Genomic DNA, 17,344 nt, shown 5'->3' with positions numbered 1-17,344 from the left:
GGATGGCATCAGCTTTGATGAATATCAATCCATTTATAGTGTATTCTAAGAATATTTTTTGGACTATACCTCGAAATTCATCTGCCTATAGTTTAACACGTTGCTAATGAATCGTGATATCTATCTGACGCATTAAGAAGGATATTCGCACCTTCTGTCGTCTCGATGTAGATGTCTTTATCGAGAATGTCCGAGCTTAGGGTATTTTCAAAATTAGTTGAGCGACTTCTTCTGCACTTTGCTCCTTGCTCTCGGTATGAACCCGTTTACTTGTTCTTCATTGGTATTAAGGTCTCCATTCACGGTGGCAATCAGTCTTCCATAAATTTACGTGTAAGAAAATGATAAAACACCTAGTTCATAAAGCAGATTCGGTCCATCCACAAATATATAGCTAAACTCAATCCGATCTTCACCAGCTAACAGCGTGCCAAGCATCGTTGTAGGGATGACCATTCACCACCCGTCATCACAGGAAGGCCTGCCATAGCTACTATATGTTGCGCCAAATCCGTCTTAAGTGTATTTTTTGACGACAAGGCAGCCCATTGATTTGCCTTGTCAGAGGCAGTTTCCTTTCCATTGATCCCTTTGGCTTCCAGCACTGTTTTCTTCATTGTCTTTTTCAGTTTCTTGACCTGTTGACTATTCGTTAGATTATTCTTGAGTTTTCGTGTGTAAATATAAATCAAATGATTATTAAAAAACCTTGAAAGGCATATAGCCAATCAAGGTTCAAATGCTATACTATATTTCTTGCAAAATAAATTCGAAAAAAAAATCACAAAATCATAAGCAATTCTCAAGATTCTATAGTGATTCAATCAACAAGGTTCTCATTCTCTTTAATAATCATTCTTGAAATACGTCTTCCTGACCGCTTAAAGAAGAAATCATCAGCAAACTCCTATGAATTTATTGGACAAAACTGATTTATAACCCTATTTTTATTATCATATTCAATTTGTCCCATCGAATTCTCATTTGTTCCATATAGATATACTACCCTATCTTCGTCCTCAAACTCCTTCAACATCAATATAAAAAATGCCATGAATCTTCACTCCTCATAGTCTTTCTCACATTTCCACGGTCTTCCAGATTCTATTGTTTTGTCATGCGCTGTTCTACTACTAAAAAAAGAGTAAGTGAATGTACAAATCCACCTTTGTCCATTTCATTAATTGTTTGATGACACCATTACTAAATTTTTTAAAAAATACAATAAAAAATCACGAAACTTATGTCTCGTGATTCTCTGGATTATTTCTTCACTTTCGTTGCACTGTCTCTTTCAATCAGCTTCGTGTGAATCGTTATTTTCTTACATATTTCCCGTTTCGTTGCGATCCGCTCTAGCAGCAAGTCGACTGCGGATTCTCCCATAATTTCTGTGTACAGCTTAACTGTGGTAAGCGGTGGAACCATGTATTGCGCAGATGAAACATCATTGAAACCAACGATACTGAGATCCTCTGGGATTTTAACACCCAGTTCATAGGCCGCTTTGTAGCACCCGATTGCAATTGAATCATTTGCAACAAATAAAGCTGTTGGTTTTTCATTTTGACTAAGCATTTCCTTTAAAATCTGGTAGCCATCTTTTGGATTGTAGCCTCCAATTTTAACGAATTCCTCTTTGTAAATTCCTTTTTCCTTTAAATAGGCTTCAAAGACGTCCTGCCGTAAGTCCTTGAATCGATTACCAAACATATCAGTCTCTATGCCACCGATAAAACCAATATTTTTATGACCTAAATCTACTAAATAGTTGAGCGCATTTTTCGTTGCCGAATTAAAATTAATCACTACTGCGTCAAAACAATCTTCATCGGGGTTTGCATCTACAAACACAGACGGTTTATCAAAGCTTTTTATCAATTCAATATCTACTTTTTTAAAAGTCCCCAGACAGATTATTCCGTCTAATTTCGGAAGACTTCTTTTAGTGTCATCTTTGGTGATTTTAAAATAGTCCATTCCCATACTCTTAAGCTTTTTTTCTAGTGCTACCCGAATCGAAAGATAATACGTATCAACCAATTCCTCTTCAAGCGAATACGAATAGTAGAGCCCAATGTTCCCTTTCTTTTTCGCCTTTTTCTGTTTTGAGGTGTTAACATAGTTTAATTCCTCTGCTGCTTCGAAAACTCGTCTTCTTGTCTCTGGGGTCACATTAAGTGTTTCATCATAATTTAACACTCGAGAAACCGTTGCCATAGAAACCTGCGCTAAGTATGCTATATCTTTAATCGTCGCCATTTTTTATACCTACTTTGTTTTTTACTTCTATATATAAATTAATTCCAACTTATGCCGACTTGCTTTCAACACTTTGCTTTGGTTCGCAAAAGCCGTTCTTCGTAAACACTTTTGCTACACTGCTTCTTTACGGTAATTTTTTTTGAGGAATTTCAGCTTTGTTTCCGAAATAATAATAGCTACAAGGATTAGTATCGCTCCGATAGCCATTTTGGCGGTTAAAACCTCGCTTAAAATAATGACGGAGAAAACCATCCCCCAGAATGCCTCTGTCGATAAAATGATTGCCGCCTTTGTTTCGCTTGTGAACTTTTGAGCGACTGTTTGCAGTAAAAAAGCAATCGTGGTGGAGAATACACCCAAATATAAAACAGCCGATACTCCTTCAAAATTTGCTACAAAATTCGTTTCTCCTTTGAAAAGGACTACAATAAATCCTAACACTGTTGCAGCTGCCATTTGAACCACTGTTAATAGTACGGGGTCTTCGTTCTTTACAAACTGCGCTGTGTAAAAAATATGGAACGCAAACGCTACTGCACATAATAATGTAAGTACATCCCCAAAATTAATGCCACCCGAAAGCTGTAGTGATAACACACCGATGCCAATGATCGCAAGTAATGCACCAAACAACTCAAACTTGTCCATTTTTCGTTTAAAAATGAAAAACGCAATAAATGGTACAATGACTACATTGACAGCGGTTAAAAAAGCATTTTTCGAAGGCGTCGTATATACCAATCCAACCGTTTGTAGAGCAAATGCCAAGTATAAAAAGATTCCAATGATGGAACCTTTTATAATTGTACTCTTTTTAATATTCTTTAGTTTCTTAAAAAAGACAAGACTTAACAAAATAATACCAATAAGGAAACGGATTGCAAGTATTTGATATGGTGTAAAGTGCTCGAGTGACACTGCACTTGCAACAAACCCACTTCCCCAAATAACGGCGACAACCGCGAGCCCTAGTTCTCCAATATATTTCCGCATTGTATCCTCCACCTACTTACTTTCGATTAACGATAGGAACACACTTGATGTCCACGTAAAGGAAGTATCGACGAGCCCTTTTCCGCTATGCGGATCAAAGTTTTCTGCCATACCGCCAACAAGCGTGAGATTTAGATATTTTTCTTTAATTCTTTCTCCAACCTCACCGTAGCCAAAACTCTTTAATGAATCAATAAAAAGATAAGTAACAGGGGCCCAAATCGGTCCAAGCCAATAACCATCTTCCTTATATAATGGACTTGATGGCATTTCCGTTGCAAATCCATATTTCGTTTCAAAGTTTTCCACAAGGTCATCTACAAGTTGGTCCATGATTTGTTTTTCTAAGCGATATCCGATTAAAACCGGTAAACGTAAAATTAGACTGGAGCGTGTGTCAATTTTCTTAGCATCCTTACCAACACGACCAAAGAAGCCATCTTCATCATGAAGGCGCTCCATTAATAAGGAGAAAAGTGTGTCTGCTTTTCCAGTAAATTGCTTTGCTTCTTCCTCTTCGCCAAGAAGACCAGCAAATTTCGTTAAAATATCATACGTTCTAATTAAAAAACTAGTGAGATCTGGTGCCTCTACCGGCATTCCACTATGGAACAAGGAGGAATTATCCCAACCCGAGTCATTACCATGCTTATAATGTGGAAGTCTCCCTTCGTACGTTCGGTATAAATCGAAGTAAAGCATTACTTTTTTAGTAGATTCATACACTTCTCTTAGACGACTTTCTTCCTTAAAGTAGTCATTTACTTCCATTAATTTTTCATAAGCGTATGCGAAGACCGGTGGTTTAATACAGTTATAAGACACAAACTTATCATTCACAAAGTCTGGATATACGCCTGATTCGTCCTGCGCGTCCATAAAGATCTTCAGCTGAGAATAGGATAACTCCGGATACTTCGCACCTATATGTAATGCGTTAAAGCAATTGTCCCAAGACCAGATGTTATACATCCAAAGTTTTGACATATACATGGCATAATTTTTTAATAGTCCATCCGGGTGAACGATGCTTGACCAAGTAATATACGCCGCACGATCAATTGAAGCTTGGTATACTTCATTTTTCTCGGTATTATTTTCTACCCACTCCTGATAGAGATGCTCAACCTTTTCTTTTCCTGCTTGAAAGCTTGCATACTCTTTCGGTTTAAACACAGTGCGATAGCTTTCGATGACGAAGTGGCCATTACTTATACGAATGTCAATATAATCATTGCCAATCACATTCCACGGTGCGTCAACAGACATCTCGCCTGAAAGCTTGCTAATCATCAGCTTTAATTCCTTCGGATAGATATGATATTCATACATGCCATCCTTATATTCGTGAAGGGTATCGTACTTCACTTTACTAGCTTGTAAACGAACTTCAACCCCATTTGCCTCAATATGAAGTTCATCTTCTTCCGGAATATTGATTTCTGCATATTTCTCTGTATCTTTTACTAGAAAAAAGCGCAAGGACGTTTCTGTAGCGGCGATGTCAAATTCTTGTTCAACTCCATCCTGTAACAAATCCAATTTAAATAATTTTGATGGCGCATCATCTCCGCCATGAACATCACGTATATAAACTTCGTTTGTATCCAATTCCTTTGATACACAAAAATATGAACCAAATCGAGAAAAAGGGATTTCTTTTATATTTAATTTCATGGAATTTCGCTCCTTTTGTTTAACTTGAATCAGCAGAAGTCCGCCACTTCTATAAGTGGCGGGATGGATGCCGGATGTCACAGATTTTCAGAGGAGCTTAAGAAGGCAGTCTAAGTTCGCGACGTCCTGTCGCAACGACTGCATGACCTACTTCCTGTAGTCCTCTAGCTCGAAAAAATCTGGACGCAGTTTCGCCGAGGCGTAATTGATCGAAATAAGAAGCAGGGTTTCCCCTGCATACTTCTTACTGAACCGCGAAAAATTTACTCTCTTCCACTAGGCTGCTCTTGTCTATTTTTCTAAGTTCAAATTGAAGATTGAAGTCCTGAATCACTGTTCTGTATGGAGGTAACTGCTCCTCACCGCAACTATTACTTCCCACACCACTTTGCTTGTAATCAATAGTCAGCACTGTAAATGGTGACTTCTTAATATTACCGCGGTGTTTGGCCTCTTCAAGCGCACTTGTTTCGTAATCATGTATTGTAAAATCATACGTTTCTTTAAAATTAATCAAGTATGCTTGCTTATCGTTTGCTACAGCTAAGAAAGAGCTATCACACCGTGAACCATTTTCCTGCGGGTATACATAATCGGTATGCATGTCTTGAATGGTTTTATTATATAAACCAATTGGTTGGCTGCGTTTTGTATCCTGGTACGATTCAGAATCACCGCGACCATACCAGCTAACTTTGTTGTAATCCTCGTTCAAATGCATCGTTACGCCGATGCGTGGCAGCATTTCTGGAATTTCATGACCTCGTAATACTTTTTCACCTTGCAAATCAATATTCAAGGCACCATCTTTCGTCAGACGATAGTGATATGTCAGATGGAAGCCCCATGCTTGATTGACAGTAGATAAGTACTTCGTGATTTTGACATCCGTGAAATCTGCTGTCACTTCGTACGTCACTTCTGCTAATTGTTCTTTGGTATTTTTAAGGAAGTACTTATTGACCCAGTCATCCTTTTTGTACATATCATTGTCGATAATCGCTCTCCAAAGGGTTACTTCAGGTCCTTTGTTAATAATTTCTTCCCCTTCAGATTTGAACGATTCTAGTGTGCCATACACAGTTGAGAAAACAGCCTCGAACTGGTCGTTTTCAACCTTCAGCAGAGCACCTTCATCCTTAATGACAAAGTCAGATCCTGATGAAGTGATAGACCGCACTTCTTTTTCAATTTTTGTAGATGCTAATAAGAAGCTTTCTTTTGTAATCTCATGATTTTTACCCGCATAGAGAGTATCTTCAGTCTCCAGATAGCTTAAGTAGATCCGAACATCGTCATGCTGGGCAGCTTTTACTATATCTACTGGAAGCGTAATAGCCAACGATTCATGTGCTCCGATACTTGGTAACTGCATGTCATGTGATTCAATCAGTGTACCAATTGATTTTACTTCAATACGCAGGGTTACTCCGCTTAAGTTTCTAAAATCGTATAGATTGTTAATACGAATTTCACCTTCAGCTAGGTTTACTTCCTCCGTGACAATTGGTTCAATTACTTTTTTATATTCCCAAAGTCCTGGTGACGGCGTTCTATCCGGGAACACAAGCCCATCAATACAGAAGTTGGTGTTTGTCGGGAAGTCGCCGTAATCTCCGCCATATAAATAAACGATTTCACCTTTGTCGTTTGTCGTTTCAATTCCATGGTCACACCATTCCCAGATGAAGCCACCTTGCAATCTAGGATATTTTCTCATCAGTTGTTGATATTCCGTTAAGCCTCCAGGGCCAGTCCCCATTGCATGTCCATATTCACATAAAATATGAGGCTTCTTGCCTTCTGAATCCTTACCGATTTCTTCGAGTTTGTTTAAGCGAGTGTACATCGTTGTGTACACATCACTGTATGCAGCATTTCTGTCTCCCTCATAATGAACTAATCTAGTAGAATCAATCGTCTTGATGGCATTGTACATAGCCGTAAAGTTTCTTCCAGCACCTGATTCATTTCCGAGTGACCACATGATGATACTTGGATGGTTACGGTCTCTTTGTACCATACGTACTGCTCGATCTACATATTGCTTTTCCCATAGTTCGTTGTCAGAAATCCAATTGTAATTTCCGGTATTTTCAAAACCATGACATTCAAGATCTGCTTCGTCAATGACGTAAAGACCATATTCATCACACAAGTCATAGAATACATCATTATTTGGATAATGCGCTGTACGAACAGCATTGATATTGAACTGTTTCATCATTTTAATATCCTGAATCATATCCTCGTAGTTGACTGTTCTACCAGTCTTCGCATGTGCGTCGTGGCGATTCACACCATTAAAGAAAACGCGTTTTCCGTTGACACGGATTTCATTGTCATTCACCTCAATGGCACGGAACCCTATGCGCAGTGGCACAACCTCCTTTTCACCTAACAAGTTATACTCGAGGTGAAGTGTATAGAGGTTTGGTTCCTCTGCATTCCATAGAAGCGGTTTTTCCTGAACTTTACTTACTTCGAATTTCCCGTCAACGACTTCCATGTCAAACTGGTCAACTTGTTTGTCATGATGGTAAAGCGTAGCTACTACATCTTTTACCTGGTCTGTTAAAAATGCTCCGCCTATTTTTAATGTGAAATTCTCATAGTTTTCATCGGGAAGTGTTTCAACATGGACATCCCAAAGTGTCTCTTTGTTGATTTTAAACAGTTCAACACTTCTAAAAATACCAGACAGCCACCACATATCCTGGTCTTCTATATAAGTTCCATCAGAAAATTGGTAGACTCTAACAGTGAGACGATTACTGCCAACTTTCACGAATTCTGTGATATCGAATTCAGACGGTAATCTTGAAACTTTACTAAAACCAGCATGCTGTCCATTGACATATAAATCAAATGCAGAATCCACGCCATTGAATTTTAAAATAAGTGCTTCATCATCTGCTAAGTCAGAAACAACAAGATCTCTAAAATAGATGCCCGTTGGATTTTCCTGTGGTACAAACGGTGGATTGATAGCAAACGGATATAAAACATCTGTGTAATGCATGTTGCCATAGCCCTTGATTTGCCAACTTGAAGGAACTTCCATATCGTCTAAACTATCGATGCTAAAGTCCTCTTTTTCAAAGCCTTTCGGTGAAAGCTCAGGTGCATTTAAAAATAAGAACTTCCATACGCCATCTAGTAATGTATAGCCTATACTATTTTCCTTCGTAAATGTTTGTGCATTTTCTTTCGATTCATATCTATAAAAATCAGCATGAGCGGGAAGTCTATTGATACCCATTATCCTGATATCTTCCCATCTCTTCATTTCGCGACGCATATTATCTTCCCCCATATAATACTATATTGGTATTTCAGTATTTCTTACTTAACAGAACCACTGATTCCTTCAACAATGTACTTCTGCGCAAATAGGAATATCACAACTGGTGGAACGATCATGACTAAAGTAATCGACATAATTGGTAGAATTTGAAGATCATGAACTCCTTTAAATGCTGCTAATCCTAGTGCTAATGTATATTTCGATTGATCTTGAAGATAGATTAATGGACCCAGGTAGTCATTCCATACTGATAACATATTGAGCACCGCGATTAAGATCAGAGGAGCTTTCATAACAGGTATGAATATTTTATAGAAGATTTGGAATTCATTTGCACCATCGATTCTTGCTGCATTTTCAAGATCCTTCGGTATACTCATAAGGAATTGTCTTAACAAAAAGATATAGTATGCCGATCCAAAAAATGATGGGACAATCAATGGCTTTAATGTGTTAATCCAACCAAACATTTTGAATTCCATATATAACGGAATCATTGTGACGTCCCAAGGAATCATCATTGTCGCAAGCATCAAGACGAAAAGAGTGTTTTTAAATTTAAAATCAAATCTAGCAAATCCATAGGCAATTAATGAACAGGATAGTAGCTGACCTATCGTTGTCATCACTGTAACGATGACGGAGTTCTTTAAATAGACGCCGAATGGTTGACTAGTCCAAGCATCAACAAAGTTTTTCCACTGAAGTACTTCTGGAAAAATCTTTGGAGGATAGCTAAACACTTCGGTTTCTGTTTTTAATGCAGAAAGGATTACCCACACAAATGGTAATACGAAGTAAAGTGAAAATAGTCCTAGAAGGCTGTACATGATGATTTTATATCCTTTTGATATTTTCATTTTTTTCTCCTCCCTTTCTTCCCTTCTTTTTTCACTTCATTTTCGTAGAACACCCATGCAGATGATGTCTTAAAGATTAACATTGTTAAGACTAATATCACGATGAACATGAACCATGCGTTTGCACTTGCATATCCCAGTTGATGGTGTTTGAAAGCGTTGTTATACACGTACAAACCATAGAAATAGGTGGACTTTAAGGGGCCACCACCAGTTAACAGTAAGACCAAGGTCAGCTGCTGCAGTGCTCCGATGACTGATGTAATGACGTTAAACAGAATGGTCGGCGTAATACTAGGAATCGTAATACTGAAAAACTGACGGAACGGACCAGCACCGTCAATCGCTGCCGCCTCATATAATTCAGCTGGGATCCCTTTTATATTGGTATAAAAGATTAGCATCATAATTCCGACGCCCCAAGCACTCGCAATGACAATTGTGAGAAGTGCCCACTTCGGATCTACAAGCCATCTTGGACCTTCAATGCCAAGAAACGATAGTAAGTAATTTAAAATTCCGTACTCTGAGTTGAAAATCCAACCCCAAATAATCGAAATGGCAACACCTGAAACAACCGCAGGTAAGTAGAAAATCGTACGGAAAAATTTCATTCCTTTTAATGGTTGAGTAATGAGAAGTGCTAAAATTAATGCAATAGCTAAGTTTAAGGGTACAAATATTGCAGCAAATTTAAGGGTAATAATTATAGATTTATAAAACTGCGGATCTGCAGTGAACATTGTTTTGTAGTTATCGATCCCCACAAATGTTGGTTCACTTGTAATTGGCCAATTATAAAAGCTCATAATTAATGAGAGAATCAGTGGTCCCAGGGTGAATACCAAAAAACCAATGATCCACGGTGAAATAAATAAATAGGGCACTTTTCTATTTACTAACTGATAGCTTTTCGTTTTCTTCGTTGTTATATTTCGCATAAAATGCCCCCATCATCAGATTAGAAAATAGGGTAAAGCACTTAAAAAGTGCTTTACCGCATTAAAGATTAATATTTTTACTCTACAGCACTATTTAATGCCTCTTTCGGGTTCATTAATGTACTTGGATTTAACATCGATTCAAACGTATATTGCAAATTCTCGGATACTTTACTCCAGTCTTCAACGATGAAAGATGCTGGCGTATAGCCATCACTCTGTTCAAGCATAGAATAGAACACACTTTTCACTTCATCTTGTTCAAGTTGTTCACTTTCTACGACTGATTTCAAAACAGGTAGTTCAAAACCAATTCTTTCCTTATTCGCATCTTCATTTGTCCAGAATTTGATAAATTCGAATGCTTCATCTTTATGTTTTGAGTTTTTAGAGATTGAGATACCAGAAGAACTTAAGATACTGACGCTTTTCCCACTTTTAAATGCTGGTAATTCTACGACACCGTAGTCAATGCCCGCTTCTTTTAACGGCGTTAATCCCCATGCCCCGTAGACGAACATTGCAACTTTACCAGATTTCATTTCTGTTGTTCCAGAGCCTTCTGTCGTAATAGCATAGCCATCTTTCGCCATGTTCTGGAACATCTCAAATACTTCTACTGATTTCTCTGAGTTTAAGTTACCTTTCAAATTCCCTTCTTTATCCACATAAGATGTCCCATTGCTCCATAGGAACATTTCGAAATCGTATGGATCCGGTTTTCCTGAGAACGCGAAACCGCTTACTTTTGAATCCTTGTTTGCTACTTTCTTAGCTGTGTCTTGAAGATCCTCCCAAGACCAACCCGATTTTGGATATTCGACACCCGCTTCATCAAATAATGCTTTGTTGTAGTAAACAACATGTGTCGTATAACCAACTGGTAATCCCAGAATTTCTCCATTTGCTGAATTATAGTTCCACAGTGTTTCATAGAAATTGTCTTTGTACTCAGCACCTTCTTTTTCAAGATAGGAGTCGAGTGGTTCTAACGCATCCTTATATTGCGGGTAGTTCCACATATACATAATGTCTGGAGCATCATTTGCCCCCATACCAGCTGTGATTTTTGTATCATATTCACTTCCATAAGACTCTAAAACAACTTTGATATCGTCTTGTGACTCATTGAATTTGTCAATCATATCTTGCTGCAGGGTAACGTCATCGCCAACGTCCCAAGTGGCGAAACGGAGTTTAACTTTACCATCTTTCGTGGTACCGCTTTTTTCGCCAGCTGATGAACTACACCCCACTAAAAGCAACATAACTGCAATAAGTAAAAAGAAAACAGATTTAAACTTTATAAACTTCATAATATACCCCCCTTTTTTTTGAACACTTTCATTATATTCTGTGTTTTACTAAAAGTAAACTATTTTTTCATCATTTTTAGTAAAATAAACGATTCTAAGGACAGGTTAAAGTGTCCGTTATTTCATAAAGAAACAGTATCCGTATAATAGATACTGTTTTTTTATGTATGATCACTAGCGTTAAAATCCCTCCCGAAAATCAACCATCTCATTTAAAGTATGGGTTTTTCTACTTAATCAACAGAAAAAGAGTGACACTCAGCGTTTCAAAATGTCTATCGATATTCAGTTTTACTAAAATAGCTAGTCCACCCGTTCTTTACACACAATAAACCTTTGAAAGGCAACAAAAAAAGCACGGCAGAGTAGCCCGTGCTTAGTAGAAATACTAAAGCAAAACTTTTATTTCTTGTTCATCAATGATTTTCAGCAAAAATCTTCTGCATTTCGGTAAGGTGTAATGAATCATTTGCCACAAAAACAGTGCTATCAATATCGTGCCAATACCAATAGGACCGCCAAATAAAATCTCAGTTACCCCAAAGTTGTAAAAAAAATGCCGGAATTGTGAAGGATCTGGTGGAGCTTCAGCCATAATACTGCCGACGCAATTGTTTGGCTTATGGAGAAAGATCGTAGCACTATTAGTGGAATCGCCGTACTTGATTTAACAGGTCGCAAAAGAATAGGCACATTACTTCAGCTATTTCACTGGATTAAAGTGAAAATGAGTGGCTGGAATAATGTGCTTGATTACGGTAGTTTGATGCCTGGTTTCCACACAATTCACGCCCTTCGAATTGTGGTAGTTCCTGCGCACCACACACTTCAACTTCTCCTACAATACCTCTTTTATATAAAAGTACGGGCACTCTAACAAACATGTTTGTTCAAACTTTCACGATTGCATGATTGCCTGTCACCTCAATAAGTAAAACCTTCTTTACCGAACCGACAACTTTTCCTGTTTAACTTGGAGTGCAATTTTCTCCGTTAAGCGTGTTGTCACTTTCGGCAACACCATTTTAATAACAGGTGTCAACACAGCGCCTGTTAAGCCGCCTGCATTTACTTCAACTGTCCCTGTCATCGTTGTTTGCCCAGCCGTTTCATCAGCAGTAAACTGGCCACTGCCTGTAAAGTTGTCCGTTAACCCTTTTAACTCGAACCGAATCATCGTTGGCTCATGAAATTCAGTTATGTTTAACTCCATTTTTACAGCTTTTTTAAATCCTTTAATATTCCCTTCGAATGTCCAAACCGACTTTTGTTCATCAATTTGTTCATGCTCCTTATAGGCAGGAACCATTACTGCCCAGTTTTCGATTTGACTAACGTATTCCCATACGTTCTCTACAGGTGCTGGAATGATTACAGAATGCGATGCAATTGCCATACGTTTCACAACTTCCTTCTTTATGTATTTATAATGTGAATCTACTACTAACATAATAGCATTTTTACTGTATCGATCCACATTTAATCCACTTACAAAAAGAAGTTTAATAAGTTAAATAATGAGTAAGGAAACCTTAAAATTGAAGGTTTCCTTTTTAGGTGAGCCCAAGATGGACATTATATATAATTTTTTAAATGATACCTACATCTGCTGGGTACAAAATGGTACCTATTAATAACTTCATGTAAAATGATAAATATTGGAAGGGGTATGTAAAAATGAAAAAAAGATTTAAAGTAAAATTAAAAGAACATCTAAGCGGAGGCCTTATTAAAATTGTAGTGGATACTGAAACAGGTGTAAATTATCTCATGACAAGTGGTTTGGGATTGAGTGGAATGACTCCTTTACTAGATAAAGATGGGAATATAGTGATTGATTAATATCTAAATAAAAGTTCCTTTGGATTCTTCTAACAGCTTATAGGGGGAACACTTAAACTAGCCTGCCCTTTTACTTTAATACGTTTAAACGAATAAATGTTCCAATTTTTCTTATTGAACTAAAGCTCCGCTAGCACAATAAGAAAAGCATTACTGTTGTTACACCAAAATACCAGTTAGTTGAACTTTACTTCTATTAAATTAATCATAATGCCTTAACTCCAACGAATAAAATGAATAACGAAGTGCATAAATAGAAGATCCCCCACATTAAACTCTGTGTTTTTTTGTATTCTCGTATTCCTATTATAAGGAACATTACACTCATAAGTATTAACGTCAACGGTAATAAGTTATATTTTCCCGTAACCTTACCATAAATAATAAGTAACATAAAAAGAATTGCAAAAAACATTTGAAATAACTTTAAAGTATCAAAATTTCTTTCTTCCATTTTTTATACCTCCACTGATAATCTATCAACTTCAATAGATACCTTTTTAAGCTAAACTGCCGCGTTTGTTGAATGTTAAAATGGATATTCAATAAATTTCTAATTCATCTATCTTTTCGCATATATCTTTAGCTCTTTTAGACCTAAGGAACTCATCTATACACCAAAATAGACTTGATGATAAAAGAGCGGTAATTAAAACTAAGCGATTAAATCTCCTTTCCATTTCTAAGATTGGCATTAAAACAAACGAAGCAGCAAAGAATAAATGAATGAATAGCGCCAAACTTCCTCTGAGCAATCCTCTTAGTCTTTTTGTAACGAAATCAGAAAGAATAGATGATAGCACTCCATAAATCAAAAGAATGGGTAAGAGATAAACACCTATTAAGAGGACAAATCCAGACTGTTCTAATAGAAAATAAATTAACATGAGCAAAATACCAGCAATTAATCCCGAAAAAAGTTTTCTAATAATCAAGTAGATCCCCACAATCAATTTATTAGTGAAATTCTCCAATAGTCTACTTCTTATTGAACTAATCTGTCCGATAGTTTAATAGGATAAAAACTGCCTGAGTGTATGGTACCTGCGCAATAAAAAACAAGTAACAACTCACACAATTTCTTAAAAAATCAATAGAGATTAGGTTATCATGTACCTATCTAATCTTCAGTTCATAAATATGTAATTTAAATTAATTACTACAATAGTTTCGCACACAGGTACCTGAAATTTTTAAAAATATAAATAGAATATATTTTGTTTGGGTCTTACAATAATCACCAGTTTAATAACTATCTTATCACTAAATCACATCAACCCAAATACAATAAACATCATGACGATTACAAGGGCAAAAAATATAGATAGAATGCCTAATAACCTTGGATTTTTTATATCCTTTCCTTCGTGTAAATTTTTCATATACGTCAACTGACACACGTAACCACTTGTTCCCAATAATGCCCCTAGTACAATCCAAAAAAATTCCATACAAAAACCCCCTCGTACTTTTATTAGAACGAATAAGTATTTACCAAAGAAATAACTACTTATAACCCATCGGTAAAATGATAGACACCATCCATTATATACCTATACGTAGGAACACCATCATAGGGTTGCGATTCCAGTGTTTCATCTGTGGAAAGATCTTTACCGTTCCTACTGATCGCAATTCCGCTAATTAATTGGAAAACAGCACCGAAACTGAAATAGATGACATCTTTATCTACAAAATCATAACCATATACGCCAGCGGACTGTTTTAATTTTTCCATTTTCTTCACAATTTCATTGCTAGAAAAAACAGAATCCGTGTTTTCTAAATCGCTTGTGTTAGATGACCATGAAGAAAAATGATCTCCAACTGATACTTTACCATCGTCGTACGCTTGAAAAACCGCATCTGAAACGGCATAAAAATCGTTTTGATATAATTTGAATTTACCCTCTGATTTTAATGACGGTACAAAAACAATGATAATTGTCATCGTTATGGAAAATACAATCGCACGAACTATTTTCTCACTATCTTTTCCTCCATTACTTTTCACAACAATAATAATCAACCCAATTACGGGAATTCCCACCAAAATCATCGCAGGTAAATAAATAATTGACGTTAAAAAGGGGTCACCCACTACAAATTTTGCATACAGAAACAAGAAATCGCCTGCCCATAACATAAGTAACAGAGCAATCATCCCCTTGAAATTCCCTTTCCCACAAATCAATACTACCGCTGCTCCAAGTACTAACGATAGTGTAATAATAATAGCTAGAGCCATATCTTTCACCTCGCAAAAATGTATTTTAAAGGATAGCATTCCATCACTATATCCATAATTGTCTAAAACCCTTATTTAAACTCTGTTTTCAGAAGGTAAACAACATCATACTCTTCCAACTCACTCATATGACCATCAACATCTTTATAAAAATCGTTAGGAAGGCTACTCATAACACTTTCATCACTTGAAAACTATCCCCACGAACATCCACTTTAGGCGTTTGATAGCCTGTGTCATTCATGAATAAATCCTTGATTTCCTGCATGTCTAATCCCGTACGCTCTTCCTTGATTTCTGCACAAATCATGCGTAATTCTTCGTAGCGTTCGATATCGTAAATATTACTTAAAAAGGCTAAGCTGGATTGCGATAAGGCTTGAATGAGTTGTGCCCATCCCAACCATTGATAACCCATGAAGTGCACCTGCTTTCGTTGTTTGATCCGTTATCTAGACGATTCACTCATTTCTAAAGTTGCAAACTTTTCTTGTAATTAAGCGCCTCATAAAAAATGAGCTGAATTTTATAGATCTCAGCCCTTTAAACTATTCGTATAATCCGACAATATACGGAGATCTTGAATTTCTCAGGTAACTGTGCGCAGAACTAATTAGTTAATTCACTATAATTGTATTATAATATAGTAAAAATCAGGAAAATTGTAGAACGTCTGCTTTTTTTTATATTAATTCAGAGGTGTGAATTGCTTGTATCTGTGTGGCGCACAGGCACCCGATTTATTGTACTTTGATATTGGCTTTTCCCTCTAACTCTTTCGCTAGATTTTCTTCGTTTATTCTTTCCCAACAAGTATTACATCTATTAGTCTTCTTGCCTTTTTCATTCAAGTGAAGGTCATTATGCCTTGTAGTTTTACCACATATGAAACAATTCTTATACAGAGCGCAAATTATTTGAGCAAACGGATCTTCAGATGTAGTGGCTACGATATCTTTTATATTTTTCACAAGAAGTTTTGCTGTGTTAACCGCATCATCACCAGCAGAGTGAAGTTCTCCATCTTGTTCAATTCCACTCATCGTTAATGCTTCTTTCAGTGAAATTTGTCTGTTTTCTTGAAAAACATCCACACATATAGGTCTTTGTATATCATTAAAGTTTTTTACCCACGATAAATCATATCTTTCCTTCGCATAGTGATTGACAAGGAGTCGAAGGTCGCTATTGCTCCAACTACATAGATAGTAATCTTCCTCGCCTATCCACTTACGAAATCTTTGCATTACCTCTACCATGTTCGGTGAATCAATGAACTGATCAGTAGTTAGCCCTACAAATTTCAATGTTCTCTTATCAAGTAAATCCATTTGTGGGGGTTTTACGTAAGACTGAAACCTATCAATGATTTTTAATTCACCTTCGACATCCGAGACTTTGGCAGCGCCAATTTCAATTATATACTGTGGCATATCTGTTGTATGTGACATCGTTGCCTCTAAATCGAAAACTATATATTGCATGATAATACCTCTTTCATTTTAGCTTGTAACAAGCATATCTCTTTTCCAGATATAATGTTAGGTACACTGTGCAACTAATAAATAACAAACAATTCACATACTTGCATAAAAAAACAATGGAGATTAGATTATCATGCACTTATCTAATCTCCAGTTACTAAATATATAATTGTAGTGAATTATCGGAATAGCTTCGTGCGCAGGTATCTGAAATTTACCGCCGCTCCAAGTACTAACGATAGTGTAATAATAATAGCTAAAGCTATATTTTCCCACCTCACAATATGTATTTTTAAGTATAGTAACCTACGGTAAAGGAGATGGCATTTAAAATGCAAAAAACGTTTGTCGCACTTCTAATTTTTATGTTCGTCAACTCTTCACCAACACTTTTCCCTTTCTAAAACACTT

At 36.7% G+C, this 17,344-nt stretch carries 18 protein-coding genes; 2 read left to right on the top strand and 16 right to left on the bottom strand.

Annotated features, from left to right (window positions below):
* Positions 1-327: 327 nt before the first annotated feature.
* The 9 genes from ACP8HG_RS21365 to ACP8HG_RS21325 form a co-directional block, all read right to left on the bottom strand.
* The gene (locus ACP8HG_RS21365) at positions 328-456 is read right to left on the bottom strand and encodes a hypothetical protein (protein ID WP_342537645.1); all 129 of its coding nucleotides are present in this window, start codon (positions 454-456) and stop codon (positions 328-330) included.
* 807 nt (positions 457-1,263) lie between these two features.
* Positions 1,264-2,262, bottom strand: coding sequence for a LacI family DNA-binding transcriptional regulator (locus tag ACP8HG_RS21360; protein ID WP_187046733.1), 999 nt, complete (start codon positions 2,260-2,262; stop codon positions 1,264-1,266).
* Between the two features lie 114 nt (positions 2,263-2,376).
* Positions 2,377-3,258: a DMT family transporter gene (locus tag ACP8HG_RS21355; protein ID WP_187046732.1), complete on the bottom strand. Its 882-nt coding sequence runs from the start codon at positions 3,256-3,258 to the stop codon at positions 2,377-2,379.
* Between the two features lie 12 nt (positions 3,259-3,270).
* Positions 3,271-4,935 (bottom strand): amylo-alpha-1,6-glucosidase, encoded by a 1,665-nt coding sequence (locus tag ACP8HG_RS21350; protein WP_342537644.1) that lies wholly within the window; start codon positions 4,933-4,935, stop codon positions 3,271-3,273.
* Between the two features lie 244 nt (positions 4,936-5,179).
* Positions 5,180-8,236, bottom strand: coding sequence for a glycoside hydrolase family 2 TIM barrel-domain containing protein (locus ACP8HG_RS21345; RefSeq protein ID WP_438297954.1), 3,057 nt, complete (start codon positions 8,234-8,236; stop codon positions 5,180-5,182).
* A 44-nt stretch (positions 8,237-8,280) separates the two neighbouring features.
* Complete coding sequence (locus ACP8HG_RS21340; protein WP_187046729.1) at positions 8,281-9,102, bottom strand: carbohydrate ABC transporter permease; 822 nt, start codon at positions 9,100-9,102, stop codon at positions 8,281-8,283.
* The gene (locus ACP8HG_RS21335) at positions 9,099-10,043 is read right to left on the bottom strand and encodes a carbohydrate ABC transporter permease (RefSeq protein WP_342537642.1); all 945 of its coding nucleotides are present in this window, start codon (positions 10,041-10,043) and stop codon (positions 9,099-9,101) included. The genes ACP8HG_RS21340 and ACP8HG_RS21335 overlap by 4 nt, the downstream gene beginning before the upstream one ends.
* Before the next feature lie 77 nt (positions 10,044-10,120).
* Complete coding sequence (locus tag ACP8HG_RS21330) at positions 10,121-11,359, bottom strand: ABC transporter substrate-binding protein (RefSeq protein WP_187046727.1); 1,239 nt, start codon at positions 11,357-11,359, stop codon at positions 10,121-10,123.
* Between the two features lie 388 nt (positions 11,360-11,747).
* Positions 11,748-11,954, bottom strand: a complete 207-nt coding sequence (locus tag ACP8HG_RS21325; RefSeq protein WP_338653465.1) for a hypothetical protein — start codon at positions 11,952-11,954, stop codon at positions 11,748-11,750.
* 27 nt (positions 11,955-11,981) lie between these two features.
* Here ACP8HG_RS21325 and ACP8HG_RS21320 point away from each other — a divergent pair, with 27 nt between their 5' ends.
* On the top strand, positions 11,982-12,236 hold the full coding sequence (locus ACP8HG_RS21320; protein WP_187046726.1) for a hypothetical protein: 255 nt from the start codon (positions 11,982-11,984) through the stop codon (positions 12,234-12,236).
* 66 nt (positions 12,237-12,302) lie between these two features.
* On the opposite strand, the gene ACP8HG_RS21315 is transcribed toward ACP8HG_RS21320, so the two are convergent.
* Complete coding sequence (locus ACP8HG_RS21315; protein ID WP_438297950.1) at positions 12,303-12,809, bottom strand: CoxG family protein; 507 nt, start codon at positions 12,807-12,809, stop codon at positions 12,303-12,305.
* A 227-nt stretch (positions 12,810-13,036) separates the two neighbouring features.
* Here ACP8HG_RS21315 and ACP8HG_RS21310 point away from each other — a divergent pair, with 227 nt between their 5' ends.
* A complete protein-coding gene (locus ACP8HG_RS21310; protein WP_342537640.1) occupies positions 13,037-13,201 on the top strand; it encodes a DUF6440 family protein in 165 nt (54 codons plus the stop codon).
* Between the two features lie 205 nt (positions 13,202-13,406).
* Here ACP8HG_RS21310 and ACP8HG_RS21305 read toward each other — a convergent pair whose 3' ends face one another.
* The 6 genes from ACP8HG_RS21305 to ACP8HG_RS21280 form a co-directional block, all read right to left on the bottom strand.
* Positions 13,407-13,529 (bottom strand): DUF3953 domain-containing protein, encoded by a 123-nt coding sequence (locus tag ACP8HG_RS21305; RefSeq protein WP_438298682.1) that lies wholly within the window; start codon positions 13,527-13,529, stop codon positions 13,407-13,409.
* A gap of 214 nt (positions 13,530-13,743) precedes the next feature.
* Positions 13,744-14,175 carry a hypothetical protein gene (locus ACP8HG_RS21300; RefSeq protein ID WP_187046723.1) on the bottom strand — a complete coding sequence of 144 codons (432 nt, stop codon included), beginning with the start codon at positions 14,173-14,175 and terminating at the stop codon, positions 13,744-13,746.
* Between the two features lie 294 nt (positions 14,176-14,469).
* Complete coding sequence (locus tag ACP8HG_RS21295) at positions 14,470-14,652, bottom strand: hypothetical protein (RefSeq protein ID WP_067206147.1); 183 nt, start codon at positions 14,650-14,652, stop codon at positions 14,470-14,472.
* Positions 14,653-14,711: 59 nt separating this feature from the next.
* On the bottom strand, positions 14,712-15,449 hold the full coding sequence (locus tag ACP8HG_RS21290; RefSeq protein WP_342537639.1) for a hypothetical protein: 738 nt from the start codon (positions 15,447-15,449) through the stop codon (positions 14,712-14,714).
* A 169-nt stretch (positions 15,450-15,618) separates the two neighbouring features.
* Positions 15,619-15,867 (bottom strand): NUDIX hydrolase N-terminal domain-containing protein, encoded by a 249-nt coding sequence (locus tag ACP8HG_RS21285; protein ID WP_067206142.1) that lies wholly within the window; start codon positions 15,865-15,867, stop codon positions 15,619-15,621.
* Between the two features lie 322 nt (positions 15,868-16,189).
* Positions 16,190-16,933, bottom strand: a complete 744-nt coding sequence (locus ACP8HG_RS21280) for a 3'-5' exonuclease (protein WP_338653475.1) — start codon at positions 16,931-16,933, stop codon at positions 16,190-16,192.
* Between the last annotated feature and the right edge of the window lie 411 nt (positions 16,934-17,344).

Origin of the sequence: Sporosarcina sp. FA15 (assembly GCF_051550195.1) — a bacterium.
Lineage (GTDB): Bacteria > Bacillota > Bacilli > Bacillales_A > Planococcaceae > Sporosarcina > Sporosarcina psychrophila.
The sequence above is the reverse complement of the archived record's forward strand: the minus strand, read 5'-3'. Positions and strand labels throughout refer to the sequence as shown.